Genomic DNA, 23641 nt, shown 5'->3' on the forward strand with positions numbered 1-23641 from the left:
CGCAGCCTGACCTAAGTCACTGGCGCCCTCCGCCGCGTGGCGCTAACCACGGGGCCGATGGCCGTTACCGCCCCGCCCCTCCTCGCTGTCCGCGACAGCCCGCTGGGCCGGCGGCTGGCGACCTTCATGCTGCTGGGCTTCCTCGCGCTGATCGGCGCCGGCATCGCGGCGGCGTGGGTGGTGGCCGAGAACCAGCGCCACGCCCGTTGGGTGGCGCACACCTATCAGGTCGAGAACGTCATCCTCGACACCCGCCGCCTGCTGGAACAGGGGGAGACGGCGCGGCGCGGCTTCCTGCTGGTCCCCGAAGAGGCCGGCTTCCTGCGCAGCTATCGCGAAGCCAGCGAGGCGCTGTCGCCCAAGCTGCGCGGGCTCACGCGGCTGACGCGCGACAATCCGGTGCAGCAGCGCGCGAACGCGGTGCTGGGAGCGCAGGTGGCGGACCTCGCCGTCCGGCGGCAGCGCACCTTCGACCTGTTGCAGGCGGGCGACGCCGCGGCGGCGCGCGAGGCGTTCCGCACCGACAGCGCGGCGGGCCGGATGCGCGCGATCCGCGCCACCTTCGACGCGATGCTGAAGGAGGAGCGCCGGCTGCTGGCGATGCGCGATGCCGATCTGGAGCGCAGCGAGAAGCTGTTCTACGCCATCCTTCTCGTCGCCGGGCTGCTGCTGCTGGGCGTGGCGCTCACCTCGCTGGCGACGATCCTGTCGTACACCCGCGACCTGGCGCACTCGCGCGATCAATTGTCGCAGCTGAACGAGAGCCTGGAGGGCATCGTCGACGAGCGTACCGCCAACCTCACCCGCGCCAACGACGAGATCCAGCGCTTCGCCTATATCGTCAGCCACGACCTGCGCTCGCCACTGGTCAACGTGATGGGCTTCACCGCCGAGCTGGAAGCGTCGGCGGACACGCTGCGCGCCCTGGTCGACCGCGCCGACGCCGCCGGCAGCGACGTGGTGACCGAGGACGACCGGCTGGCCGCGCGCGAGGACCTGCCCGAGGCGATCGGCTTCATCCGCTCCTCCACGCAGAAGATGGACCGGCTCATCAACGCGATCCTCCAGCTCTCGCGCCAGGGCCGCCGCGTGCTGGCGCCCGAGCCGATTGATCTCGCCGCCCTGGTCGCGCAGATCGGCGAGACGCTGGCGCACCGGCTGGACGAGACGGAGTCGACGCTGGAGGTGGCGGGCGAGCTGCCGGTGATCGTCACCGACCGATTCTCGATCGATCAGGTGCTGTCCAACCTCGTCGACAATGCGGTGAAATACCTGCGCCGCGGCGTGCCCGGCCGCATCGTCGTGCGCGGCTATCGCGCCGGCGCGCGCGCGGTGATCGAGGTGGCGGACAACGGCCGCGGGATCGATGCGCGCGACCACCAGCGCGTCTTCGACCTGTTCCGCCGGTCCGGCACGCAGGACGTCGCCGGCGAGGGCATCGGCCTCGCTACCGTCCGCGCGCTCGTTTTCCGGCTGGGCGGGACGATCGACGTGACATCCACGCTCGGGCAGGGCACGACCTTTCGCCTGAATCTCCCGCTCACCCTCGACCTGCAGGAAAGCAAGGAATGAACGCGCACCAATCCGTCGGCATCGTGATGATCGAGGACGACGAGGGCCACGCCCGGCTGATCGAGAAGAACATCCGACGTGCCGGGATCATGAACCCGATCCGGCACTTCACCGATGGCACGACCGCGCTCGACTATATCTTCAACGACGCCGGCGGGCCGCAGCTGAACGGCCCCGCGCTGGTCCTGCTCGACCTCAACCTGCCGGACATGAGCGGGACGGACATCCTGGCGAAGATCAAGAACTCCGACGGCCCCGTCCGCCGCACCCCCGTCGTCGTGCTGACCACCACCGACGACGCGCAGGAAATCCAGCGCTGCTATGATCTCGGCGCCAACGTCTACATCACCAAACCGGTCAATTACGAGAATTTCGCTCAGGCGATCCGCCAGTTGGGCCTGTTCCTGTCGGTGATCCAGATCCCCGACCAGGCCGACGGCTGACGGACGCCAAGTGGCGCGCGTCCTCTACATCGACGACGATGCCGGCATCCGCCGGCTGGTCGCGCGCGCGCTGGAGCGGCGCGGCCACGCGGTGACGACCGCGGATGGCGGCGAGGCGGGGATCGCGGCGGCGGCGGCGGAGCCGTTCGACCTGATCGCGGTCGACCATTACATGCCGGGCATCGACGGGCTGGAGACGCTGGAGCGGCTGCGCGCGCTGCCCGAGGCGCCGCCGGTCGTCTACGTGACCGGATCGGAGGAGAGCCGCGTCGCCGTGGCGGCGCTGCGCGCGGGTGCGGCAGACTATGTCGTGAAGTCGGTCGGCGACGACTTCTTCGACCTGCTCGACGCCACCTTCGCGCAGGTGATCCGCCGCAGCGAGCTGACGCGCCAGACCGCGCGCGCGGAAGAGGACGTGCGCGCCAGCAACGCGCGGCTGGAGGCGCTGCTGGCGGAGGTGAACCATCGCGTCGCCAACTCGCTGCAGATCGTCTCCGCCATGGTGCGGATGCAGGCGAGCGCGGTGGCGGACGAGGCCGCGCGCGCCGCGCTGGAGGACACGCAGGCGCGCATCACCGCGATCGCGCAGGTGCATCGTCGCCTCTACACCGGCGACGACGTGGAGAGCGTGGACATGCGCGAGTATCTCGCCGCGCTGATCGCCGAATTGTCCGCCACCTGGTCCACCGCGGAGCGCCCGCGCGACCTGCAATTGACGGCCGAGCCACTGCGCCTGCCCACCGACCGTGCGGTGTCGCTGGGCGTCATCGTGACCGAACTGGTCAGCAACGCCTGCAAATATGCCTATCCGGACGGGCCGGGCGCGGTGCGCGTCATCCTGGCGCGCGAGGACTCAGACCGCTTCCGCCTCTCCGTCGAGGACGACGGCGTCGGCATCGTCGCCGATGCGGTGCCGCGCGGCACGGGCGTGGGCACCCGCCTGATCCGCGCGATGGCGCAGAGCCTGGACTGCGTGGTGGAATACGACTCCGCGCACCGGGGTACGCGCGCGGTGCTGGCGGCGGGGCTGGGCTGAACGGCCGGTCAGGCCTCCTCGCGCTCCAGCAACCAGCGTACGATCCGCTCGGCCGCGTCTTCGGCGCTCTCCGTCGCCGTATCGACGTGCAGGTCGGGCGCCTCGGGTGCCTCATAGGGGCTGTCGATGCCGGTGAAGTTGGCGAGCTGCCCGCCCCGCGCCTTGGCGTAGAGGCCCTTCACGTCGCGCGCCTCCGCCGCGGCCAGCGTGGTGTCGACGTGCACCTCGACGAACTCGCCCGGCGCCATCAGCTGGCGCACCAGGTCGCGCTCGGCGCGGAACGGGCTGATGAAGGCGGTCAGCACGATCAGCCCGGCATCCGTCATCAGCCGCGCCACCTCGCCGACGCGGCGGATGTTCTCCACCCGGTCGGCGTCGGTGAAGCCCAGGTCGCGGTTCAGGCCGTGGCGGACGTTGTCGCCGTCGAGCAGGAAGGTGTGGCGGTTCATCCGGGCCAGCTTCGTCTCGACCAGGTTCGCGATGGTGGACTTGCCCGCGCCCGACAGCCCGGTGAACCATAGCACCGCGGGCCGCTGGTTCTTCAGCCCTGCGCGCCGCTCGCGCGTGACGTCGAGATGCTGGCGATGGACGTTGGCGGCGCGGCGCAGCGCGAAGCGGATCATGCCCGCCGCGACGGTGGCATTGGTCCCCTTGTCGATCAGGATGAAACCGCCCAGCTCGCGGCTCTTCTCATACGGTTCGAACACGATCGGTCGGTCGAGCGCCAGCGTGGCGACGCCGATCGCGTTCAGCTCCAGCGTGCGCGCGGCGGTCTGTTCGAGCGTGTTGACGTTGACCTGGTACTTGGGCGTGCGCAGCGTCGCCGAGGCGGTCTGCGTGCCCAGTTGCAGCACATAGGCACGGCCGGGCAGCATCGGCTCGTCCGCCATCCACACGATCGTCGCCTCGAACTGGTCGGCCGTCTCGGGCGGATCGCCCGCGGCGGCGATCACGTCCCCGCGCGAGCAGTCGACCTCCTCCGCCAGCGTGACGGTGACCGACTGGCCCGCGCGCGCCTCATTCAGGTCGCCGTCGAAGGTGACGATGCGATCGACCGTCGTCGTCCGGCCCGAGGGCACGATGCGCACCGCGTCGCCGGGTCGCACCGCGCCGGCCGCGATCGTGCCCGCGAAGCCGCGAAAGTCGAGATTGGGGCGGTTGACCCACTGCACCGGCAGGCGGAACGGCCCGCGTGCCTCGCGGTCGGCATCGACCGGCACCGTTTCGAGATGCTCGATCAGTGTCGGCCCTTCGTACCAGGCCATGTTCTGCGTCGGCGCCGCGATATTGTCGCCGTTGAGGCCCGATACCGGGATCGCCTTGAAGTCGGTGACGCCGATCTCGCTCGCGAAGGCGCGATAGGCGAGGCGGATGCGGTCGAAGACGGCGCGATCGTAGTGGACGAGGTCCATCTTGTTGATCGCCAGAACGATGTTCCGGACGCCCAGCAGGTGCGCGAGAAAGGAGTGACGCCGCGTCTGCGTCAGCACGCCCTTCCTCGCGTCGACCAGGATGACGGCGAGGTCCGCGGTCGACGCGCCCGTCACCATGTTGCGCGTATATTGCTCGTGCCCCGGCGTGTCGGCGACGATGAACTTGCGCTTCTCCGTCGCGAAGAAGCGGTAGGCGACGTCGATCGTGATCCCTTGCTCGCGCTCCGCGGCCAGCCCGTCGACGAGGAGCGCGAAGTCGATCGCCTGCCCCTGCGTACCGACGCGCTTGCTGTCCGCCTCCAGGGCGGTCAGCTGGTCCTCGAAGATCTGCTTGGAATCGTAGAGCAGGCGCCCGATCAGCGTCGACTTGCCGTCGTCCACGCTGCCGCAGGTGATGAAGCGCAGCAGCGACTTCTGCTCATGCTGGGCGAGATAGGCGCGGATGTCGGTGCGGATCAGGTCGTCGGGCTGGTAGGCGGTCATCGTATCCTCCCCGGCACGGGGAGGGGGACCGCCGCGCGCAGCGCGGTGGTGGAGGGGGAGTGCCACGAGGCGCACCGCATGCGGCAAGCCCCCTCCACCAGCCTACGGCTGGTCCCCCTCCCCGTGCCGGGGAGGATACGCGACACCTCCATCAAAAATACCCCGCCTGCTTCTTCAGCTCCATGCTCGCTCCCGCCTCCTTGTCGATGGCGCGCCCCTGCCGCTCGCTGGTCGTCGTCAGCAGCATTTCGCGGATCACGTCGTCCAGCGTCGCCGCCTCGCTCTCCACCGCGCCGGTCAGCGGGTAGCAGCCGAGCGTGCGAAAGCGGATCGAGCGGTCGACCGGCACTTCGCCGGGCGCGAGCGGGAAGCGGTCGTCGTCGACCATCAGCAGCAGGCCGTCGCGCACCACCGTCGGACGCGGCGCGGCGAAGTAGAGCGGCACGATCTCGATCCGCTCGCGCGCGATATATTGCCACACGTCCAGCTCGGTCCAGTTGCTGAGCGGGAAGACGCGCATCGATTCGCCCTTGGCGTGGCGCGCATTGTAGAGGTGCCACAGCTCCGGCCGCTGCGCCTTGGGATCCCAGCGGTGCGTGGCGGTGCGAAAGGAGAAGATCCGCTCCTTGGCCCGCGCCTTCTCCTCGTCGCGCCGCGCGCCGCCGAACGCGGCGTCGAAGCCGCCGGCGTCCAGCGCCTGCTTCAGCCCCTCGGTCTTCCACAGGTCGGTGTGGAGGCTGCCGTGGTCGAACGGGTTGATCCCGCGCGCCTTGGCGTCGGGGTTCTGATGGACGATCAACTCCATCCCCGCGTCCGCCGCCGCCTTCTCGCGCAGCGCGTACATGGCGCGGAACTTCCATGTGGTGTCGACGTGGAGCAGCGGGAACGGCGGCGGGGCGGGAAAGAAGGCCTTGCGCGCAAGGTGCAGCATCACCGCCGAATCCTTGCCGATCGAATAGAGCATCACCGGCTTCTGCGCGACGGCGGCGACCTCGCGAATGATGTGGATGCTCTCCGCTTCCAGGCGATCGAGATGGTTCATGGCAGATAGGGCCTGAGCGGCGCGGGATCGTAGCCGCCGGTGGCGACGAAGCCGGCATTGCGGAACCCCGGCTTGCCGTAGCGGAACGGCGCACCGTCCACGTCGAGCGTCCGTCCGCCCGCCGCACGCAATACCGCGTCGCCGGCTGCGGTGTCCCATTCCATCGTCGGGCCGGTGCGCGGATAGACGTCCGCCTCCCCCGCCGCCACCAGCGCGAACTTCAGGCTGGAGCCGACCGACACGCGCCGTGCGATGCCGGCGGCGGCGAGCCAGTCGTCCAGCCCGGGCATGGCGTGGCTCTTCGACGCGACCGCGGCGAGCGGCGCGCCGGGCGCGCGTACGCGGATCCGCTGTGCCGACCCCCGCACCGCACCGGGCCGGCGCACCGCGACGTGCGCGTCCGCGCTCACGTCGCCCCAGTAGAGCGCGTTGCGCGCGGGGGCGTAGACGACGCCCATCGTCGGCGCGCCGCCCTCGACCAGGGCGATGTTGACGGTGAAATCGTCGCCCCGCGCCACGAACTCCTTCGTCCCGTCCAGCGGATCGACGAGGAAGAAGGCGCCGTCCACGTCCGGCACCCGCCCCGCGGCGGCTTCCTCCTCCGCGACCACGGGGATGCCGGGGGCGGCCTCGGCCAGGCCGGCGAGGATCGCGGCTTCCGCGTCGCGGTCGGCGGCGGTGACGGGGCTCTCGTCGGCCTTGTGCATGACCGCGCAGCCGGCGGTGAAGTGGCGCCACACCACGTCGCCCGCCTCCTCGGCGAGGGCGATCATCGCCTCCAGCAAACGCGCGCGATCGGGAACGTCGGTCATGGGCAGGCTATGTGGCGTGCGCGCCGGCGCCCCGCCAGCAAGATGTGCGCGGGGGGTGGACAAGCCGGGCTAAGGGCTGACGGCGACGCGCCCGCCGTTCGGCCTGAGCGCGGTCGAAGGCCTCGGGTGACGAGCCTGTGCTTCGACTTCGCTCAGTACGAACGGAGCGACGGACCTACGCCGCCGCGGCCTTTCGCTCCGGCGTGAATTCCACTTCCAGCCGCTTCACCGCGTGGACGAAGTTGTTCGGCGCGATGTCCATCTCGCCCGACCAGCGGATGTCGGGGAAGCGGGCGAAGATCTGCCGATACGCATCCTCCAGCTGCAACTGTGCGGTCATCCGCCCGATGCAGATGTGCGGGCCGTGGCCGAAGGCGATGTTCTTCTCCGCATTGGCGCGGCGGATGTCGAAGCGGTCGGGATCGGCGAAGACGGCCGGATCGCGGTTGGCGGCGCCGTAGTACATGATCGCCTTCTCGCCCTCGGCGATCACCTGCCCCTCCACCTCCACGTCGCGAGTCGCGGTGCGGCGCATGTAGATGACGGGGGAGACCATCCGCGTGATCTCGTGCACCGCATTGGTCAGCAGGCCGCCGTCCGCCTGCAGCGCCGCCTTCTCCGCCGGATTCTCCGTGAACAGCTTCATGGCCCCGGAGAGCGAGTTGCGCGTCGTGTCGTTGCCGGCGAACACGATCAGCAGCCACGCGCCGTCGAGATACTCGCCCGGCAGCTTCTCGCCCTCCACTTCGGCATTGGCGATCGCGCTCATCAGGTCGGCTTGCGGGTCGGCGCGGCGCTTGGCCAGCATGTCGCGGCCGTACTCGAACATCTCCGCCACGTTGCGGTTGAACAGCTCGATGAAGGCGGCGATCTGCGGATTGGGTTCGGACAGGCCGGCGAGCTGGTCGATCTGCTCCACCGCGATCTGCTGCGCCATCTCGAGGAAGTGGATCCAGCTCATGAAGCGCTCGCGGTCGCTCTCGGGCACACCCAGCATCTCGCACAGGGTGAAGATCGGCAGCCGCTGCGCGAACTTCTCGACGAAGTCGCAGCGGCCCAGCGGCGCCATGGTGTCGAGCAGCCGCGTCACCTCCGCCGACACGCGGTCGCGCAGGGACCGCATATAGGTAGCGGTGAAATAGGGCATGTGCTCCTTGCGAAGCTGGCGGTGCGGGCGCCCGTCGAGGTTGATCATCGAGTTGGTGGAGGCGGAGAACAAGGTGGGGTGCCGCGTCTCCTCCGCGCCCAATGCCATCAGGATGCCTCCCTTCTCCGACGAGAAGGCCTCCGGATCGCCGTTCACCTGCTTCACCGCGGCGAAGCTGGTGAGTGCCCAAAACCCCACTCCGTCACGCGGCATCGGGTGCCACATCACCGGCGCCGTCTCGCGCATCCGGCGGAAATCGTCCCACGGCTGGCCGTTCGTGAAGCGGTAGATGTCGGTCAGGTCCACCCCCGGCACGGTGGGATAAGCGAGCGGTCGCGTCGGGCCCTGCCGCCCTTCGATGATACGGTCGCTGACGAGGTGCATGCTCTCTCTCCGCAACATCCGTTCGGGCCGAGCGAAGTCGAAGCCAGGGAGGCTGCCCTTCGACTTCGCCCAGGGCGAACGGGGTGGTGTCTAGGGTCTCACGTCGATCTTGCCCGCGTGCGGCCCCATGGCCGCACGACGATCTTGCCCAGGTGCGCCCTCACGGCCGCACCACGATCTTGCAGTGCTTCTCCGGATCGCCGAGCGCCGCGAAGGCATCGGCGACGCCCTCCAGACCCACCTCCCCGGTGACGACGGGCGCGACGTCGATCATGCCCTGGGCGATGCGGTGCAGCGTGGCGGCGAACTCGTCGGGCGTGTAGCCGAGCACGAACTTCAGCTCGATCGACTTGTTGATACACAGAAACGGCTCGATCGCGTCGGTCTGCATGCAGACGCCTACGACCATGATCTGCGTGCCGACCGGCACGCCCTCCACCAGCGACTGGATCACGCCAGGCACGCCGACGCACTCGAAGACGATGGCACGCTTGCCCGCGGTGCCGCCGATCGCCAGCACCGAACGCTCGGTCCGGCTGACGGGCACACCCCAGTCGCGCCAGCGCGCGTGCGGGCTGTCCCGCGCCGGATCGACCACCACGTCGGCGCCGAACGCCTCCGCTATGCGGCGACGCGCGGGCGAATAGTCGCTGGCGATCACCGGCCCCAGACCGCGCGCCTTCAGGGCGGCGATGACGGCGAGGCCGACCGGGCCGCAGCCGACGACGAGGTTGACCGTGTCGGCGCCCGCATCCGATTCGGCAACGGCGTGCTCGCCCACCGCGAACGGCTCGGTCATCGCGGCGTGGACCTCGGACAGGCCGCCCGGCACCTCCAGCAGCATCGCCTCGGTGAGCACCATCGCCTCGGCGAAGCCACCGGGGAAGCGGTTCGAATAACCGATCGTCTCGAACCCGAGCGGCGTCGGCGCGACCGGCACGGAGACGACACGCGTGCCCGCTTTCAGTCGGCGGTCGGTGCCGGGGCCGTGATCGACGATCTCGGCGCAGAATTCGTGCCCGAAGACGATGTCGCGCGCGGGATCGATCAGCACCGGCTCGCCCGCGCGGGCGGAGAGCTCGACCATCTGCTCCATCGAGTGGACCGCGTGCAGGTCCGATCCGCAGATGCCGCAGGCGAGCGTCCGCGCCAGCACCTGCCCCGCCCCCGGCTCGGGTCGGGCGAGCGTGTCGAGCGCCAGCGCCCGGCCGCGGCGGACGACCGCGCGCATCATTCCGCGGCTTCCGGCTTCTTGTCCAACCCCATCGCCGCCAGGATCTCCGGCCGTATGTTGTCCGTTCCCTTCTGCGCGACGTGTTGCGCCACGCGCGCGCCGACCGCCTTCTGCGCCTCTCCGATGAAGCGCGGGCGATTGTCCGCCGCCCAGCGCAAGGATGCATCGCGGTTCGTGTTGCTTCCCTGAAAGCGCGGCATGACGTGGCGCGCGATCAGCTCGTAGCTGGCCGTCTTGTCCGCCCAGTCGGCCCAGTTGGTGTCGAGCGTCAGATACGCACCGAAGCCGCCCGACTGCTCCTGCAACCGTGCGATCTGCGCCGCCGCCTCGTCGGGATTGCCGACCACCGCCATGCCCGAGTTCACCAGCGAATCGACCGGGTCCGACCCGTCCTGCGGCGCCAGCGGCAGCGCGGCGACCTCTCTGAAATAATACAGCCACTGCTCGATGCCGTGGCGCACCTGCGCGCGCGCCTCCTCGGTGGTGCGGGCGACGTGCATCGGGCCGACGAGGCGCCACTGCGACCGGTCCATCGTGCGCCCGGCGTCGCGCGCCGCCTCTTCGGCGATCGCCCAGTTGGTGGCGAGCGCGTTGAAGCCGCCGGCCTGCGTCGCGCCGATCGACAGCACGCCGACGCCGTGGCGACCGGCGGCCGAGGCGCCGGTCGGCGACACCTGGCTCGCCACTGCGATCTCGACCGAGGGGCGCGAATAGGGCGTCATCTGCAACCGCGCCTCGTTCAGCGTGAACCAGTCGGTCGTCTTCGTCACCGTCTCGCCGCGCAGGAGGGGCACGAGGACGTCGAGCGCCTCGTCCATCCGGTCGCGCTGCTTGGCGACGGGGATGCCCATCATGAAGGCGTCGGACGGCAGCGCGCCGGGGCCGACGCCGAACATCACGCGCCCGCGGGTGATATGGTCGAGCTGGTTGATGCGATCGGCCAGCATCAGCGGGTGATGATAGGGCAGCGAGGAGACGCCGGTGCCGAGCCGGATGCGCTTCGTCCGTTCCGCGACGGTGGCGATGAACAGTTCGGGCGAGGCGATCAGCTCGTAGCCGGCCGAGTGGTGCTCACCGATCCACGCCTCGTCGTAGCCGAGCCGGTCCATCAGGACGACGAGGTCGAGATCGCGCTCGATCGCGAGCGTCGGGTTCTCGTCCAGCGCGTGGAAGGGCGCGATGAAGGCGCCGAAGCGCAGCCGGTCCGTCATGCCCGCTCTCCTGCCGTAACTTTTGTTCTGGTGCGGAACCTATGTCGCCGACGGGCGTGCGCCAAGCAAAAAGTTGGGGCCGCCTACCGGCCCCTGCGGCGGAAGCTACCCCGCGCCACCCAGGCGCCGAGCGCCAGCAGCGCGACCGGCGCGAGCCACAAGGGCGCGGTGGCCCAGCCGAGCGGGGGATCGTAGGTGACATAGGCGCCGTAGCGCGCCACCAGCCAATCGCGCACCTGCCGCGGCGTCTGCCCCGCGGCGATGCGCCCGCGCACCAGCGCGCGCATCTCCCCCGCGATGTCGGCGTCCGAATCGGCGATCGACTGGCCCTGGCAGACCAGGCAGCGAATGCTCTCCATCAGCGCGCGCGCGTCCGCCTCCTGCGCCGGATCGCGCAGCTGCGTGTAGGCGAGGTTGGGCGTCGCCGCGGCGAGCAGCAGCGCCGCGATCACTTCGCCGCCGCCAGCGTCTGGAGCAGGATGGGCACGTCCTCCGCGCGGATGTCGCCGACGTGCTGCTTCACGATCCGCCCGCGCGCGTCGATGACGAACGTCTCCGGTACGCCCGACGAGCCGAGCGCGAGCTGGAGGCGGCTGTGCCGGTCGTCGCCGATCCGCGCATAGGGGTCGCCGTTGCGGCGCAGGAAGCGCGTGACCGCATCGGGCTTGTCGTTGATCGCGACGGCGTCGATCGGCACGCCCGCGGCCTTCAGCGTCATCAGGTGCGGCGCCTCCGCGATGCAGGGCACGCACCAGCTGGCGAAGACGTTCAGCAGCCGTGGCGTGCCCTGGCGAAAGTCGGCGCTGGACACGCCCGGCTTGCCCTGCACCATCGGCGCCAGCGTGAAATCGGGCAGCGGCTGGCCGACCAGGCGCGAGTAGACCGTACGATCTGCCGGCCGGTACAGGCCCCAGGCGACCACGGCCACAATCACGCCGAACGCGCATAGCGGCAGCCAGAGCAACCAGCGCCTCATGCCGGCACCTCTGATGCGACCGGCCGTCGCTGCCGCCGCTCGCGCAGGACGTGACCGACGAGCGAGAGGATCCCGCCCAGCGCGATCAGTGCGCCACCCAACCAGATCAGCGTCACGAACGGCTTCCACCACAGCCGCAGCTGCCAGCGCCCGTCCTCGCCCATCGCGCCCAGCACGGTGTAGAGCTGCCCGCCCGCCAGCGTCGCGATCGCGCTCTCGTTGGTGGAGGTGACGGGATCGGTGAAGTAGCGCACCTGCGGGCGCAGGACAAAGCGCGCGCCGTCGTCGTCCAGCACCGACAGACGCGCCTCCAGCGCGGTCCAATTGTCGCCGATGACCGGCCGCACGCCGTCCAGCGTCACCGAATAGCCCGCCACGCGCACCGGCTCCCCCGCGCCGACCGCGGCCAGCGTCTCCCGCGTGAAGGCTGTGGAGGCGGCCATGCCGGCCAGGCTGACGGCGATGCCCAGGTGCGCGACGACCATGCCGTACAGGAACAGCGGCGCCCGGCGCAGGTTGCGACGCGCGAGCGGCGCGAGGCTGGCGACGGCCAGGCCGGCGGCGAGCGCAATGCCGGCCAGCGGCAGCGGGCGGATCGGCCCCGCCAGCACGAAGACGCCGGCGCCCGCCGCCAGCGTCGCGGCGATCGGCCAGGTCATGCGCTGAAGCAGCGCCTCGCCGTCCTCGCGCCGCCAGCGCATCAGCGGCCCCGCCGCCATGACGGCGACCAGAAGCAGCGCGACCGGCCCCGCAGTCGAATCGAAGAACGGCGGGCCGACCGACAATTGCGTGCCGAACGCGGCGGCGACGATGGGGTAGAAGGTGCCGATCAGCACGATGCCGAGGATCACGGTGAGCAGCAGGTTGTTCGCGACCAGCGACCCCTCGCGGCTCAGCGGATCGAACGGCGTCCCCTGCCGCACGGTACCGATGCGAAGCGCGAACAGCACCAGCGCGGCGCCGATGTAGAGCACCAGCAGCGCCAGAATGAAGCTGCCCCGCGCCGGATCGACGGCGAAGGCATGGACGCTCGTCAGGATGCCCGAGCGGACGAGGAAGGTGCCCAGCATCGACATGGAAAAGGCGACCACCGCCAGCATCACCGTCCAGGCGCGCAGGCCGTCGCGCGTCGCCAGCACGCTGACCGAGTGGAGCAGCGCGGTGGCGGCGAGCCACGGCATCAGCGAGGCGTTCTCCACCGGATCCCAGAACCACCAACCGCCCCAGCCGAGCTCGTAATAGGCCCAATAGCTGCCCGCGGTGATCCCCAGCGTCAGGAAGGTCCAGGCGATCAGCACCCAGGGCCGCATCGCGCGCGCGAACACCGGGCCGACGTCGCGCGTCACCAGCGCGCCCACGGCGAAGGAGAAGGCGACGGAGAGGCCGACGTAGCCGGCGTAGAGCGTCGGCGGGTGGAAGGCGAGCCCAGGGTCCTGCAGCAGCGGGTTCAGCCCCGCGCCGTCGGCAGGCGCCGGATCCAGCCGCGCGAACGGATTGGAGGCGAAGAGGAGGAAGGCGTAGAACCCGAGCGCGATCGCCGCCTGCGCGCCCAGCGTCGCCATCAGCGTCCGCTCCGCCAACCGCCGCTCGAAGCGCGCCACCGCCCCGCCGGCGAGGCCGAGGATCGTCACCCACAGCAGCATCGAGCCTTCATGGTTCCCCCACGCGCCCGCCAGCTTGTAGAGCCACGGCTTCATCGAGTGGCTGTTCGTCGCCACCAGCGCCACCGACATGTCGCTGGCGAGGAAGCACGCGATCAGCGCCGCCATCGCCGCCGCGACCAGCGCGCCCTGCACCACCGCCGCCGCCCGCACCGCGCCGAACGCCTCGGCACGGCCGCGCGCGAGGCCCAGCGTCGCCAGCGCGCACTGGAGCACCGCCAGCGCCGCGGCGAGCCACAAGGCGGCGAGGCCGAACTCGGCGGTCATCGATGCAGGAGGAACATCATCGTCGCCGCCGCTTTAAGGGCAGCGCCGATCCGCAACAAGCGGCATGAAGGCGCAGTGCGGCGGCAGGATGGCCGACGATCATCCGTCGCCCGTCGCGTTATCCGGGACACGTGCCGGACGACAGTCGATTGCAGGCGATGTCATCGGCAGGTCCAAATGGACCGTGCCCTAGCCGTCGCTTCCCGACCGAGCCGCCACCCGCGCCAGGATCGCGCGCTTCTCGTCCGCCTCCGCGCGGCTCCAGCCCGCGATCTCGTCCAGCGTGCGATGACAGCCGAGGCACCAGCCGGTGCGCGCGTCGATCGTGCAGACGAGCGTGCAGGGGGATGGAGGGTCGGTGTCCACGGCCAATCGCCCGGTCAGCGGGTCAGCGGGTCAGCGGGTCAGCGGGTCAGCGCCACTCCGAGGAAATCGGGCACCGGGCCGTTCCAGCCCACATCCGGCGCCTCGCCACGCTGGTCGTCGCGCTGGTCGCGCCAGCTTTCGCGGCGCGGGCGACGCTCGCGGCCCGGATCGGGCGACCGCTCCGGCTGCGCCGTGCGGGGCGCGTCGTCGCGAGCGGTCTCCTGCCGGTGGGGTCGCCGCTCCTCGCGCTCGCGGCGGGGCGGCGCCTCCGCCTGGTCGGGGCCCGTCTCCGGGCGGCGCGGGCGCCGCTCGGCGCGAACGCGGCGCGATCGGTCCTCGCGCGCGGCGGGACGCTCGTCGCGCGCAGGCGCATCGGGCAGGTCGGAGAGCCGCTGGATCTTCTGCCCGGTCAGCTTCTCGATATTGTCGATATTCTCCTGATCGTCCGGTCCGACGAAAGTGTAGGCCGTGCCCGTCGCGCCCGCGCGACCGGTGCGGCCGATGCGGTGGACGTAATCGTCGGGATGCCAGGGCGCGTCGAAGTTGAAGACGTGGCTGACGCCCTTGATGTCCAGCCCGCGCGCGGCGACGTCGCTGGCGACCAGGATGTTGACGTCGCCCTTCTTGAACCGGTCGAGCTCGGCGAGGCGTGCCGGCTGATCCATGTCGCCGTGGATCTCGCCGCTGGCGAGGCCATGGCTCTTCAGCGACTTGTTCAGCTCGCGCACCGTGGTCTTGCGGTTGCAGAAGATGATCGCGGTGCGCACCTCCTCCTGCGCGAGCAGTCGGCGCAGCGTGGCGCGCTTCTCGAACGCCGGTCCCTTCACCGGGACCACCCACTGCGTGATGTTGACGTTGGTCGACGCCGGACGCGCGACCTCGATCGTCTTCGGATTGCTCAGGAACTTGTCCGCCAGTTTCTTGATCGGCGGCGGCATCGTGGCGGAGAACAGCAGCGTCTGCCGCTGCGCGGGCAGCTTCGTGCAGATCTCCTCGATGTCGGGAATGAACCCCATGTCGAGCATCCGGTCCGCCTCGTCGATGACGAGCAGCGAGCAGCCGTTCAGCAGGATCTTGCCGCGCTGGAACAGGTCCATCAGCCGGCCCGGCGTCGCGATCAGGACGTCGACGCCCTTCTCCAGCGCCTTCACCTGATCGCCCATCTGCACGCCGCCGATCAGCAGCGCCATGCTAAGCTTGTGATACTTGCCGTATTTCTCGAAATTCTCCGCCACCTGAGCGGCGAGTTCGCGGGTTGGTTCGAGGATCAGCGAGCGGGGCATCCGCGCGCGGCTGCGCCCGTGCGCCAGGATGTCGATCATGGGCAGCACGAAGCTGGCGGTCTTGCCCGTGCCCGTCTGCGCGATGCCGATCATGTCGCGCATCATCAGCACGCTGGGGATCGCGCTCGCCTGGATGGGCGTCGGCTCGGTATAGCCGGTGTCGCCCACCGCGCGGAGGAGTTCGTCGGAAAGGCCGAGGTCGGCGAAGCTCATGCAGATGTCCGGTTAGCCGGGACGGCGGCCGGACGCGCCTTCCCACGCCCCACGCGCTTCCCCATCGCGCGCGCGATGTCAAGCCGCCACAGCCACCTTTGCCGTCAGCGCCGCGCCGTCAGCGTCCGAAAACCCTTGATCGCGCAATGCGCGCCCGACCGCGACCGCAGCGCGTCCCGCTTCGCGCACACCTGTCCGTCGGCGGTGCGCTTCAGGTAGAAGCCGGAGTAGAAGTCGAGCGTCGGGCACTCGTCCTCCAGCTTGGCGCGCAGCCGGCGCCCGTCGTCCGTCGTCAGATCCACCGCGCCCGACCGGTCCACCGACGCGCCCGTCAGCGCGGCCACCGGCACGCAGTCCGCGGCGCGCTTCTCGATCCACACCGGCGTCGCCGCCGCGGGCAGCGCGGACAGGCTGCGCACGCTGGCGTCGGTGACAGGGCGCACTCGCGGGATTCGGATGACGATGCGCTCGCGGATCGTCAGCTGCGCCCACCGCGTGCCGTCCAGCGAGCGCGGCTCCTGTGCCGAGACCAGCAGCGGCGCGGCACAAGCCAGCAGGAGGGGGAGGGAGCGGGCGATCATGGCGAAGCCTTCGCGATGCGCAGAGTCGTTTGAACCACGCATGAATTGCGTTCAAGAGGCGCGCGTGACCACGCCCCTCGACACGCTGCTGTCCCGACTTGGCACGATCGTGCCGCCGCGCGCGATCGTGACCGATCCCGCCGCGATCGCGCCGTGGCTGACCGACTGGCGCGGCCGCTACCACGGCGTCGCCCACGCACTGTTCGAGCCCGCGACCACGGCGGAGGCGAGCGCGATCGTCGCCGCCGCACACGCGGCGGGCGTGCCGCTGGTGCCGCAGGGCGGCAACACGTCGATGGTCGGCGGCGCGACCCCGCCGGCGGACGGCACGGCCGCGATCCTCTCGCTGCGACGCATGGCCCGCGTGCGCGCGATGGGCGAGGGACAGGCGGTGGCCGAGGCCGGGGTGATCCTGTCGCAGCTGCACGACGCCGCCGCCGCCACCGGCCAGCGCTTCCCGCTGTCGCTGGGCGCCAAGGGGTCGGCGACGGTCGGCGGCCTCGTGTCCACCAACGCGGGGGGGACGCAGGTGCTGCGCTGGGGCAACATGCGCGCGCTGGTGCTGGGCGTGGAGGCGGTGCTGGCGGACGGTGCGGTGCACGACGGGCTGTCCGCGCTGCCCAAGGACAACCGCGGCTACGATCTGACGCAATTGCTGGTCGGCGCGGAGGGGACGCTCGGGATCGTCACCGCCGCCACCCTGCGGCTGGTGCCGGCAGTGGCGGCGCGGGCGGTGGCGTGGGTCGGCGTCAACTCGCCGGAGGCGGCGATGGCGCTGCTGCGGCACGCGCGCGCCGTCACGAACGCTGTGGAGAGCTTCGAGCTGCTGCCCGCCGAATCGCTCGCCGCGGTGCTGGCCCACATTCCCGGCACCCGCGCACCGCTGGCCGGTGCGCATCCGTGGCACGTGCTGGTCGAATTGGCCGTTGCAGCGGGGGAGGACGATCCGGCGCCACTGCTGGAACGGCTGCTCGCCGACGCGATCGAGCGCGGCCTCGCCGCCGACGCCACGCTCGCCGCCAGCGAGGCGCAGGCCGACGCGTTCTGGCGCATCCGCGAATCGATCTCCGAGGCGGAGCGCGCGACCGGTCCCGCGGCGCAGCACGACATCTCCGTCCCGGTCGCGACGATGCCGCGCTTCATGATCGAGGCGGCGGCGGCGTGCGAGGCGCGCTTCCCCGGCACCCGCGCGTCCGGCTTCGGCCACCTGGGCGACGGCAACGTCCACTTCCACGTGCGCGCGCCCGCTGGTCGCGATGCGGGGCGCTGGTATGCCGAGGACGTGCCGGTCGTCTCCGCCTTCGTCCACGATCTCGTCACCGCCGCGGGCGGCTCGATCTCCGCCGAGCACGGCATCGGGCAGATGAAGCGCGGGGAGCTGGAACGCCTGTCCTCGCCCGCGCGCATGGCCGCGCTGCGCGCGATCAAGCGAGCCTTCGATCCGGGTGAACTGCTCAATCCCGGCAAGCTCGTCGCGCTTGCGCCCAGCCGCGCCACGCAATAGGCCCGCGCCACCCGGCGCCCGCGCGCCATTGAACCATCCGACGGAGTATTACCATGGCCAGCGCGCCGCAGCTTCCGCTCTTCTACAACGGTCTGGAGCCGCTCTCGAGCGAGACCCACGCCGGTTATCGGATGCGCTCCGTCAACGCCGCACCGTTCCTCGTCGGCCAGCACGCCGTGCCGCTGACCGTGGAGGAATTCCCGATGGTGCAGCGCTTCATGCCGATCGTGTTCGCCACGGGCGACGAACCGGTGCCGCTGGCGCTGATGGGCCTGAACGAGGGCGTCAACGTCTTCATCGGCGAGGACGGCACGCTGACCGAAGAGAATTTCTACGTTCCCGCCTACGTGCGCCGCTACCCGTACATGCTCGCCCGGCTGCGGCCCGACGCGCAGGAGCTGTCGCTGTGCTTCGATCCCACCGCACCGACGGTCGGCGCGTTCGACGATGGCGAGGCGCTGTTCGAGAACGGGCAGCCGACCGAGTTTACGCGCAACATCCTCACCTTCGCCGAGCAGTTCGAGCAGGCCGCGCAGAAGACCGGCCAGTTCGTAAAGGAGCTGCGCGAGATGGAGCTGCTGATGGAGGGCGAGGTGTCGATCCAGCAGGACGGCGTCGAGCAGCCCTTCGTCTACCGCGGCTTCCAGATGGTGAACGAGGAGAAGCTGACGAACCTGCGCGGGGACCAGCTGCGCAAGATCACGCAATCGGGCATGCTGCCGCTGATCTACGCGCACCTGTTCTCGCTGGCGCTGATGCGCGACATCTTCTCGCGCCAGGCGACCCAGGGCAAGATGCCGCAGCCGCAGCTGGTCTGAGGCGACACGAACGGGTGGACGCGCGATGGCGACACGGCCGGTGATGGACGACCGGTACTCGGCCGTGGCGATCGCGTTCCACTGGACGATCGCGCTTCTGGTCCTCGTCAATCTCGCCAGCGGGCTCGGCGGCGACGCGGTGCCCGCGCTCGGCGCGCTGTTCCCGCTGCACAAGGCGATCGGCATCACCGTCCTCCTGCTGACGCTGGGGCGGATCGTGTGGCGGCTGGGGCATCGCTCGCCGCCGCTGCCGGGGAGCATCCCGGGCTGGGAGCGCGCGGTGGCGCACGCGACGCACTGGACGCTCTACGGGCTGCTGGTGCTCATGCCGCTGTCGGGCTGGGCGATGGCGTCCAATCCGGAACGCCGCCGCCCGCTGACATGGTTCGGCGCCTTCGACCTCCCGTACCTGCCGGTTTCGGCCGCGCAGGCGGGAATGGGGTACGACGTGCACGGCGTGCTGGGCTGGATGATGGCGGCGCTGGTGCTGCTCCACATCGCGGCGGCGCTGCGCCACCACCTCATCCTGCACGACCGCACCTTGATCCGGATCCTGCCAAGCGCACGCTAGAGGTCGGGCTTTTTTCGCGGGGCTTGAAACCTGCGGGGGGCCTCCTACATTTATACCGTACGGCTCTCGTGTCCCCCCTTTCGCGAGGCCGTATGACACGCCGTCTGGCGTGTCTCCTCCCTGAACCTAGGCCACCGCGTGCGTCGCACGCGGTGGTTTTTTTATGCGGTTACTCCGCCGCCTGCGCCAGGCCCGCCGCCGACGCCTCGTCCGCCAGCGCGTCGATCGTCGCGCGCACCAGCCGCGTCACCGTCGCAAGGCCCGGCCCCGGCGCGTCGAGCCGGTCGTCGAGGTAGAGCGAGCGGTCGATCTCCAGCTGGATGGCGTGGATGCGATCGTGCGGGCGGCCGTGCCGCTCGAGGATGTGGCCGCCGGCGTAGGGCGTGTTGATCGCGTAGGGCATGTCCGCCGCCTCCAGCACCGCCTCCATCCGGTGAACGAAGCGTGCCGCCGCGGCGCGGCCGAACCGGTCGCCGAGCACGATCCGCGCGCGTCCGCCCGCGATCGGCGGCATGGAGTGGATGTCGAGAAGCACCGCGGTGCCGAATCGGTCGCGCGCCTGTGCCAGCGTCTCCGCCAGCGCGCCATGGTACGGGCGGTGATCGGCCGCGATCCGCGCCTCCACCTCGTCCGCGCCGAGCCGGCGGCGCCACAATTCCCCCGCCACCGTGGTCCGCCGCGGCACGATGCCCAGCCCCGCGCGCACCTTCGCCGACAGGTTCGCCGGCCGCGCGCCCTCGTCCAGCAGGGGATCGCGCTCGTGCTCGGCACGGTTCAGGTCAATCCAGGCGCGCGGGATTTCCTGCAGCAGCAGCGTCTCGCGCTCCCGCGCGGCCAGCGCGATGGCGTCCACGTGGCGGTCCTCCAGCGCGGCGAGGCTGGCGAACGGCGCCCGCAGCGCGGCGCGCAGTGACAGCGGATAGTCGCGCCCCGCGTGCGGCACGGACAGCACCACCGGGCTGGCGGGCGACGGGCTGCCGATGACGCGGAACGAGGTGGGCATGGGACGAACCCTATGTGACACCGCGCCGCGCCGCAACATGCGGGCGATCCGGCGCGTTGCGGCCATGTTCACCATAAGCGCGGGTGGAAAGTTTTACCCGCGGAGGGCATAAGGCGTCGCGTGGAGAACGGGGACACGATGATACGCATTCTGCTGGCCGAAGACGACGACGTGATGCGTGAGTATCTGACCCGGGCGCTGGAGCGGTCGGGCTATGCCGTCACCGCCGTCGATCGCGGCACCGCGGCGCTGCCGCTGCTGGAGCGGGAGGCGTTCGACCTGCTGCTGACCGACATCGTCATGCCGGAGATGGACGGGATCGAACTGGCGCAGAAGGCCGCGGCGATGGTGCCGGGGCTGCGCGTCATGTTCATCACCGGCTTCGCGGCGGTGACGCTGAAGGCGGGCGGCGCGATGCCGCAGGCGCGCGTCCTGTCGAAGCCGTTCCACCTGCGCGACCTGGTGATGGAGGTCGACCGACTGTTCCAGGTGGGGGAGGCGAACGGCCTTTAACCGCTTGCGCCCCGCCGCCGACGCGGCTAGAGGCGCCACTTCCCGAGTGGGCGTGTAGCTCAGTGGTAGAGCACTGTGTTGACATCGCAGGGGTCGCAAGTTCAATCCTTGCCACGCCCACCATCGAATTAGCCCGCTAGGCCAAAGGCTTGGCGGGCTTTTTCGCGCTTGCACGACTGCTCATGCGCCTGACGTCTGCGGTAAGGCGCCTTATGTTCTCGTCTCGCCGACGCTTGCCCGCTCGTCGCTCGGCAGACCACTTCATGGGCCGTTGGACTCAACGGGACCGGTAAATCGCAGCTTCTGGAAGCGATCCAGAGCGGCGATGTGGAGTGTGACGTCCTCGACTACGATCGCGAGAGCGTTTCGCCGGGCATCCAGCCCCCGGGTCGTCCGACTAACCAACGCGTTCGACGACAGCGACCTCGTCGTCGCTGCGATCCGGGCCGGTGCCGGGGGCATCATGTTGAAGGACGTGTCGCTGGAGGATCCGACCGGCAGCGCCGGCGAGGTGCCGACCGCGGCGCTGATGGCGAAGCAGGCGCGGCTGCAGGGCCTGATCGTCGGCAGCCGGCGCGAGCAGCAGGACTTCGTACGCGCCCTCGATGCCAGCGGCATCCGGCCGGTCGTGGATCGCCGCTTCCCACTCGTGATCTGTCTGAAAGCGAGATTGCCCGACTGGAGGAGCCCTACGTCCCCCATAGGGTTGTTGGCTTCTCATAAACGCCAAGACCCATAATCGGCCATGGCACGATGAATACCGCGTCCCCGAGAGTGACCGTACGTTAATCCCGACTGGTACGGCGATACTAATCCGAGCGCATCGATGGTCCGGCCGCTCGTTCCGCTGTCTGGCGTACCCAGAGGAGTTGCTGAGCACGCGAACCATAAAGCGCCCATACTGCACCCCCTTTCGGGCCGCGGACGGCAACTATTTGAGACAGCGGCGTTTTTGGTGCATGTCTTTCGCTTCACCTACACCTGAACAATCCCTCACTCACGGCGACGAGCGCGATCGCCTCGCGCAGATGTTCGACCAGGCGCCGAGCCTCATGGCGCTGCTCCGCGAGCCTAATCACCGCATCGTCTTGGCGAACGAGGCGTTTAAGCAATTGTTCGGGGCGAGTAGAACCGTCGGGCTCACCGCTGGTGAAGTGTTGCCTCCCGAGCTTTCCGCGGCCGCGGTCAGAAGGCTCAACGAAGCCTACAAACGGGGCGAGCCAGTTCGCTTGGAGGGCGTGCGCCTCCCGTCTGAAACGAGCATCCCGGGAGAGCCGAGGGACAGGGTTCTCGACCTCATCCTGCAGCCCATCCGTGATTCGGATGGCGCCGTCACTGGTATCTTCGTGCAGGGCAACGACGTCACCAACCGGGTGCTGGCGGAGCAGCGGGTCCGCAGCAGTTTCGACATCAAGACTGTGGGGATCATCTATTGGGGCGTCGATTTCCGCCTTACACAGGTGAACGACGCCTTTCTTGGCATGACGGGCTTCACGCGCGCTGAGGCGATCGGGCTGACGTGGCAAGAGCTGACACCCAAGGAATTCTGGCCCCAGTCGGAAGCTGCCGTTTATCAGGTCAACACCTTCGGCGAGGCGGTGCCCTACGAAAAACAATATTTTCGCAAGGACGGGAGCCGCTGGTGGGGCCTGTTCGCTCCACGTCGTGTCAGCACCGAGGAAGTGGTCGAGTTCGTCCTCGACGTAACCGAGCGTCGCGAGACGGAAGAGGCGCTGCGTGACCGCGAACAGCGCCTTCAGCTGATCGTCGACTCCGCCACCGACTACGCCATCATGACACTCGATCAAAGCCGACGCATCCTCACTTGGTCGCCAGGTGCAGCCGAGACCTTCGGCTATGGGGCTTCGGAAGCGATCGGTCAGCCAGTGGATATCCTCTTCACGGATCAGGATCGCCGGGAAGATGTGCCGGCACAAGAGGCCGATCTTGCTCGTCGCAACGGCAGTGCCCCCGACGTGCGCTGGCACGTGCGCAAAGATGGAAGTCTGGTCTTCATCAACGGATCATCCAATCACCTGCGCCGCGCCAATGAGAAAGAGGTCGCGTTCCTCAAAATCGGGCGCGACGAGTCCGATCGGAAGCGTTCCGAGCTGGCACTTCAGGAAGCGGAAGAACGCTATCGTCTCGCGGCGCAGGCGACCAACGATGTCATCTGGGACTGGAACCTAGACACGGACTTCCTCCGTTGGAACGAGGCCATCGAGCGCCTCTCCCGCTACGATCCCGCCGACATCGAGGAAACCGGCGCTTGGTGGAAGAGCAAGGTGCATCCGCACGATCGCGATCGTGTCGTCAGTGGGATCGAGCACGCGATCTCGGACGGCGATACGTCCTGGACGGCTCAATATCGCTTCGCACGGAAGGACGGCAGCTATGCCGAGGTGCTCGACCGAGGCACCGTGTTGCGGGACAAGGATGGGATTGCGAGGCGGATGGTCGGCGCCATCCACGATCTCACGCCGCACAAGGAAGCGGAGGCCGCCCTCAAGCAGCTGAACGAAACGCTCGAACATCGCGTCATCGAGGAGGTCTCGGCGCGGATGAAGATCGAGGATGCGCTGCGGCAAAGCCAGAAACTGGAGGCCGTGGGGCAGCTGACGGGCGGCGTCGCCCACGACTTCAACAACCTTCTGACGGTCATCAAAGGCGCGGCCGAGATGCTGCGCCGGCCGAGCCTCGCTGAGGAGAAACGTGGACGGTACGTCGAGGCGATCGCCGACACCGCGGACCGGGCCGCGAAGCTGACCGGCCAGCTACTGGCATTCTCGCGACGGCAGGCGCTCAAGCCGGAAGTCTTCAACGTCGGTCAGCGGATCGACGCGATTACCGACATGCTGCGGACGGTGGTGGGAAGCTGTGTCAGCCTTGTCACTCGGACGGACTGCGAGATCTGCTACGTAGAGGCCGATCCGAGCCAGTTCGAGACGGCGCTGGTGAACATGGCTGTGGATCGGCGTGGAAAAGGGACCCCGGTAGCGGGGTGATCGGCGTCGAAAAAGGACCCCTCATCCCGGTGGTCTAGGCTGCTCGCTTGGCGGTGTGTCAGGCGGCGAGATCGGGATGCTGG

The 23641-nt window shown here is 69.6% G+C and carries 22 protein-coding genes and 1 tRNA gene; 10 read left to right on the forward strand and 13 right to left on the reverse strand.

Annotated elements, in window-relative coordinates:
• Positions 1–57 precede the first annotated feature (57 nt).
• From HBH26_RS17625 to HBH26_RS17635, 3 genes are read left to right on the forward strand one after another with little or no spacing between them, the layout of a single operon-like run.
• Positions 58–1572, forward strand: coding sequence for a sensor histidine kinase (locus tag HBH26_RS17625; RefSeq protein ID WP_168135959.1), 1515 nt, complete (start codon positions 58–60; stop codon positions 1570–1572).
• Entirely contained in the window at positions 1569–2015 is a 447-nt protein-coding gene (locus HBH26_RS17630; protein ID WP_168135960.1) for a response regulator, read from the forward strand. Before HBH26_RS17625 ends, HBH26_RS17630 begins: the two co-directional genes overlap by 4 nt.
• 10 nt (positions 2016–2025) lie before the next feature.
• The gene (locus tag HBH26_RS17635; protein WP_168135961.1) at positions 2026–3051 is read left to right on the forward strand and encodes a histidine kinase dimerization/phosphoacceptor domain -containing protein; all 1026 of its coding nucleotides are present in this window, start codon (positions 2026–2028) and stop codon (positions 3049–3051) included.
• 8 nt (positions 3052–3059) lie between these two features.
• On the opposite strand, the gene cysN is transcribed toward HBH26_RS17635, so the two are convergent.
• The 12 genes from cysN to HBH26_RS17695 all read right to left on the reverse strand — a co-directional run bounded on the left by cysN (position 3060) and on the right by HBH26_RS17695 (position 16144).
• Entirely contained in the window at positions 3060–4967 is a 1908-nt protein-coding gene (gene cysN, locus HBH26_RS17640) for a sulfate adenylyltransferase subunit CysN (protein WP_168135962.1), read from the reverse strand.
• Positions 4968–5118: 151 nt separating this feature from the next.
• Positions 5119–6009 carry a sulfate adenylyltransferase subunit CysD gene (cysD, locus tag HBH26_RS17645; protein ID WP_239024908.1) on the reverse strand — a complete coding sequence of 297 codons (891 nt, stop codon included), beginning with the start codon at positions 6007–6009 and terminating at the stop codon, positions 5119–5121.
• Positions 6006–6821: a 3'(2'),5'-bisphosphate nucleotidase CysQ gene (cysQ, locus tag HBH26_RS20880; RefSeq protein WP_239024909.1), complete on the reverse strand. Its 816-nt coding sequence runs from the start codon at positions 6819–6821 to the stop codon at positions 6006–6008. The genes cysD and cysQ overlap by 4 nt, the downstream gene beginning before the upstream one ends.
• Before the next feature lie 175 nt (positions 6822–6996).
• Entirely contained in the window at positions 6997–8352 is a 1356-nt protein-coding gene (locus tag HBH26_RS17655; RefSeq protein WP_168135964.1) for a cytochrome P450, read from the reverse strand.
• Positions 8353–8512: 160 nt separating this feature from the next.
• Positions 8513–9586: a zinc-binding dehydrogenase gene (locus tag HBH26_RS17660; RefSeq protein WP_239024910.1), complete on the reverse strand. Its 1074-nt coding sequence runs from the start codon at positions 9584–9586 to the stop codon at positions 8513–8515.
• Positions 9583–10797: an LLM class flavin-dependent oxidoreductase gene (locus HBH26_RS17665; protein ID WP_168135965.1), complete on the reverse strand. Its 1215-nt coding sequence runs from the start codon at positions 10795–10797 to the stop codon at positions 9583–9585. The genes HBH26_RS17660 and HBH26_RS17665 overlap by 4 nt, the downstream gene beginning before the upstream one ends.
• A gap of 83 nt (positions 10798–10880) precedes the next feature.
• Positions 10881–11249 carry a cytochrome c-type biogenesis protein CcmH gene (locus HBH26_RS17670; protein ID WP_168135966.1) on the reverse strand — a complete coding sequence of 123 codons (369 nt, stop codon included), beginning with the start codon at positions 11247–11249 and terminating at the stop codon, positions 10881–10883.
• Entirely contained in the window at positions 11246–11773 is a 528-nt protein-coding gene (locus HBH26_RS17675; RefSeq protein ID WP_168135967.1) for a redoxin family protein, read from the reverse strand. Before HBH26_RS17675 ends, HBH26_RS17670 begins: the two co-directional genes overlap by 4 nt.
• Positions 11770–13701, reverse strand: coding sequence for a heme lyase CcmF/NrfE family subunit (locus HBH26_RS17680; RefSeq protein WP_168135968.1), 1932 nt, complete (start codon positions 13699–13701; stop codon positions 11770–11772). The genes HBH26_RS17675 and HBH26_RS17680 overlap by 4 nt, the downstream gene beginning before the upstream one ends.
• Positions 13702–13890: 189 nt before the next feature.
• Positions 13891–14067, reverse strand: a complete 177-nt coding sequence (locus HBH26_RS17685; protein WP_338057452.1) for a DUF1289 domain-containing protein — start codon at positions 14065–14067, stop codon at positions 13891–13893.
• Positions 14068–14105: 38 nt separating this feature from the next.
• Positions 14106–15563: a DEAD/DEAH box helicase gene (locus HBH26_RS17690; RefSeq protein ID WP_168135969.1), complete on the reverse strand. Its 1458-nt coding sequence runs from the start codon at positions 15561–15563 to the stop codon at positions 14106–14108.
• Between the two features lie 104 nt (positions 15564–15667).
• On the reverse strand, positions 15668–16144 hold the full coding sequence (locus HBH26_RS17695) for a hypothetical protein (protein ID WP_239024911.1): 477 nt from the start codon (positions 16142–16144) through the stop codon (positions 15668–15670).
• A gap of 40 nt (positions 16145–16184) precedes the next feature.
• On the opposite strand from HBH26_RS17695, the gene HBH26_RS17700 reads away from it, so the two are divergent.
• Genes HBH26_RS17700 through HBH26_RS17710 form a run of 3 tightly spaced genes read left to right on the forward strand, consistent with a single transcriptional unit; the run spans position 16185 to position 19037 of the window.
• Positions 16185–17648, forward strand: coding sequence for an FAD-binding oxidoreductase (locus HBH26_RS17700; RefSeq protein WP_168135971.1), 1464 nt, complete (start codon positions 16185–16187; stop codon positions 17646–17648).
• Positions 17649–17701: 53 nt separating this feature from the next.
• On the forward strand, positions 17702–18466 hold the full coding sequence (locus tag HBH26_RS17705; protein WP_168135972.1) for a SapC family protein: 765 nt from the start codon (positions 17702–17704) through the stop codon (positions 18464–18466).
• A 25-nt stretch (positions 18467–18491) separates the two neighbouring features.
• Complete coding sequence (locus tag HBH26_RS17710; RefSeq protein WP_168135973.1) at positions 18492–19037, forward strand: cytochrome b; 546 nt, start codon at positions 18492–18494, stop codon at positions 19035–19037.
• Between the two features lie 169 nt (positions 19038–19206).
• Here the strand turns inward: HBH26_RS17710 and HBH26_RS17715 are convergent, their stop codons facing one another.
• Positions 19207–20040: an N-formylglutamate amidohydrolase gene (locus tag HBH26_RS17715; RefSeq protein WP_168135974.1), complete on the reverse strand. Its 834-nt coding sequence runs from the start codon at positions 20038–20040 to the stop codon at positions 19207–19209.
• Positions 20041–20178: 138 nt separating this feature from the next.
• Here HBH26_RS17715 and cpdR point away from each other — a divergent pair, with 138 nt between their 5' ends.
• The 4 genes from cpdR (at position 20179) to HBH26_RS17735 (ending at position 23558) form a co-directional block, all read left to right on the forward strand.
• The gene (gene cpdR / locus HBH26_RS17720) at positions 20179–20553 is read left to right on the forward strand and encodes a cell cycle two-component system response regulator CpdR (RefSeq protein WP_168135975.1); all 375 of its coding nucleotides are present in this window, start codon (positions 20179–20181) and stop codon (positions 20551–20553) included.
• Between the two features lie 48 nt (positions 20554–20601).
• Positions 20602–20676: transfer RNA gene (locus HBH26_RS17725), tRNA-Val, on the forward strand.
• Between the two features lie 340 nt (positions 20677–21016).
• Positions 21017–21292 (forward strand): hypothetical protein, encoded by a 276-nt coding sequence (locus tag HBH26_RS20885; RefSeq protein ID WP_239024912.1) that lies wholly within the window; start codon positions 21017–21019, stop codon positions 21290–21292.
• Positions 21293–21512: 220 nt separating this feature from the next.
• Positions 21513–23558, forward strand: a complete 2046-nt coding sequence (locus HBH26_RS17735) for a PAS domain-containing protein (protein WP_168135976.1) — start codon at positions 21513–21515, stop codon at positions 23556–23558.
• The last annotated feature ends 83 nt before the right edge of the window (positions 23559–23641 follow it).

This window comes from Sphingomonas corticis, assembly GCF_012035195.1.
GTDB lineage: Bacteria > Pseudomonadota > Alphaproteobacteria > Sphingomonadales > Sphingomonadaceae > Sphingomonas > Sphingomonas corticis.

Excerpts from the sequence above, each read along its gene's own strand:
- cysN (WP_168135962.1), bottom strand. The coding sequence starts at position 4,967 with ATGACCGCCTACCAGCCCGACGACCTGATCCGCACCGACATCCGCGCC.
- HBH26_RS17630 (WP_168135960.1), top strand. The coding sequence starts at position 1,569 with ATGAACGCGCACCAATCCGTCGGCATCGTGATGATCGAGGACGACGAG.
- HBH26_RS17695 (WP_239024911.1), bottom strand. The coding sequence starts at position 16,144 with ATGATCGCCCGCTCCCTCCCCCTCCTGCTGGCTTGTGCCGCGCCGCTG.
- HBH26_RS17690 (WP_168135969.1), bottom strand. The coding sequence starts at position 15,563 with ATGAGCTTCGCCGACCTCGGCCTTTCCGACGAACTCCTCCGCGCGGTG.
- HBH26_RS17710 (WP_168135973.1), top strand. The coding sequence starts at position 18,492 with ATGGCGACACGGCCGGTGATGGACGACCGGTACTCGGCCGTGGCGATC.
- HBH26_RS17705 (WP_168135972.1), top strand. The coding sequence starts at position 17,702 with ATGGCCAGCGCGCCGCAGCTTCCGCTCTTCTACAACGGTCTGGAGCCG.
- HBH26_RS17655 (WP_168135964.1), bottom strand. The coding sequence starts at position 8,352 with ATGCACCTCGTCAGCGACCGTATCATCGAAGGGCGGCAGGGCCCGACG.
- HBH26_RS17660 (WP_239024910.1), bottom strand. The coding sequence starts at position 9,586 with ATGATGCGCGCGGTCGTCCGCCGCGGCCGGGCGCTGGCGCTCGACACG.
- cpdR (WP_168135975.1), top strand. The coding sequence starts at position 20,179 with ATGATACGCATTCTGCTGGCCGAAGACGACGACGTGATGCGTGAGTAT.
- HBH26_RS17680 (WP_168135968.1), bottom strand. The coding sequence starts at position 13,701 with ATGACCGCCGAGTTCGGCCTCGCCGCCTTGTGGCTCGCCGCGGCGCTG.
- cysQ (WP_239024909.1), bottom strand. The coding sequence starts at position 6,821 with ATGACCGACGTTCCCGATCGCGCGCGTTTGCTGGAGGCGATGATCGCC.
- cysD (WP_239024908.1), bottom strand. The coding sequence starts at position 6,009 with ATGAACCATCTCGATCGCCTGGAAGCGGAGAGCATCCACATCATTCGC.
- HBH26_RS17715 (WP_168135974.1), bottom strand. The coding sequence starts at position 20,040 with ATGCCCACCTCGTTCCGCGTCATCGGCAGCCCGTCGCCCGCCAGCCCG.
- HBH26_RS17675 (WP_168135967.1), bottom strand. The coding sequence starts at position 11,773 with ATGAGGCGCTGGTTGCTCTGGCTGCCGCTATGCGCGTTCGGCGTGATT.
- HBH26_RS17665 (WP_168135965.1), bottom strand. The coding sequence starts at position 10,797 with ATGACGGACCGGCTGCGCTTCGGCGCCTTCATCGCGCCCTTCCACGCG.
- HBH26_RS17625 (WP_168135959.1), top strand. The coding sequence starts at position 58 with ATGGCCGTTACCGCCCCGCCCCTCCTCGCTGTCCGCGACAGCCCGCTG.
- HBH26_RS20885 (WP_239024912.1), top strand. The coding sequence starts at position 21,017 with ATGTTGAAGGACGTGTCGCTGGAGGATCCGACCGGCAGCGCCGGCGAG.
- HBH26_RS17700 (WP_168135971.1), top strand. The coding sequence starts at position 16,185 with ATGAATTGCGTTCAAGAGGCGCGCGTGACCACGCCCCTCGACACGCTG.
- HBH26_RS17735 (WP_168135976.1), top strand. The coding sequence starts at position 21,513 with ATGTCTTTCGCTTCACCTACACCTGAACAATCCCTCACTCACGGCGAC.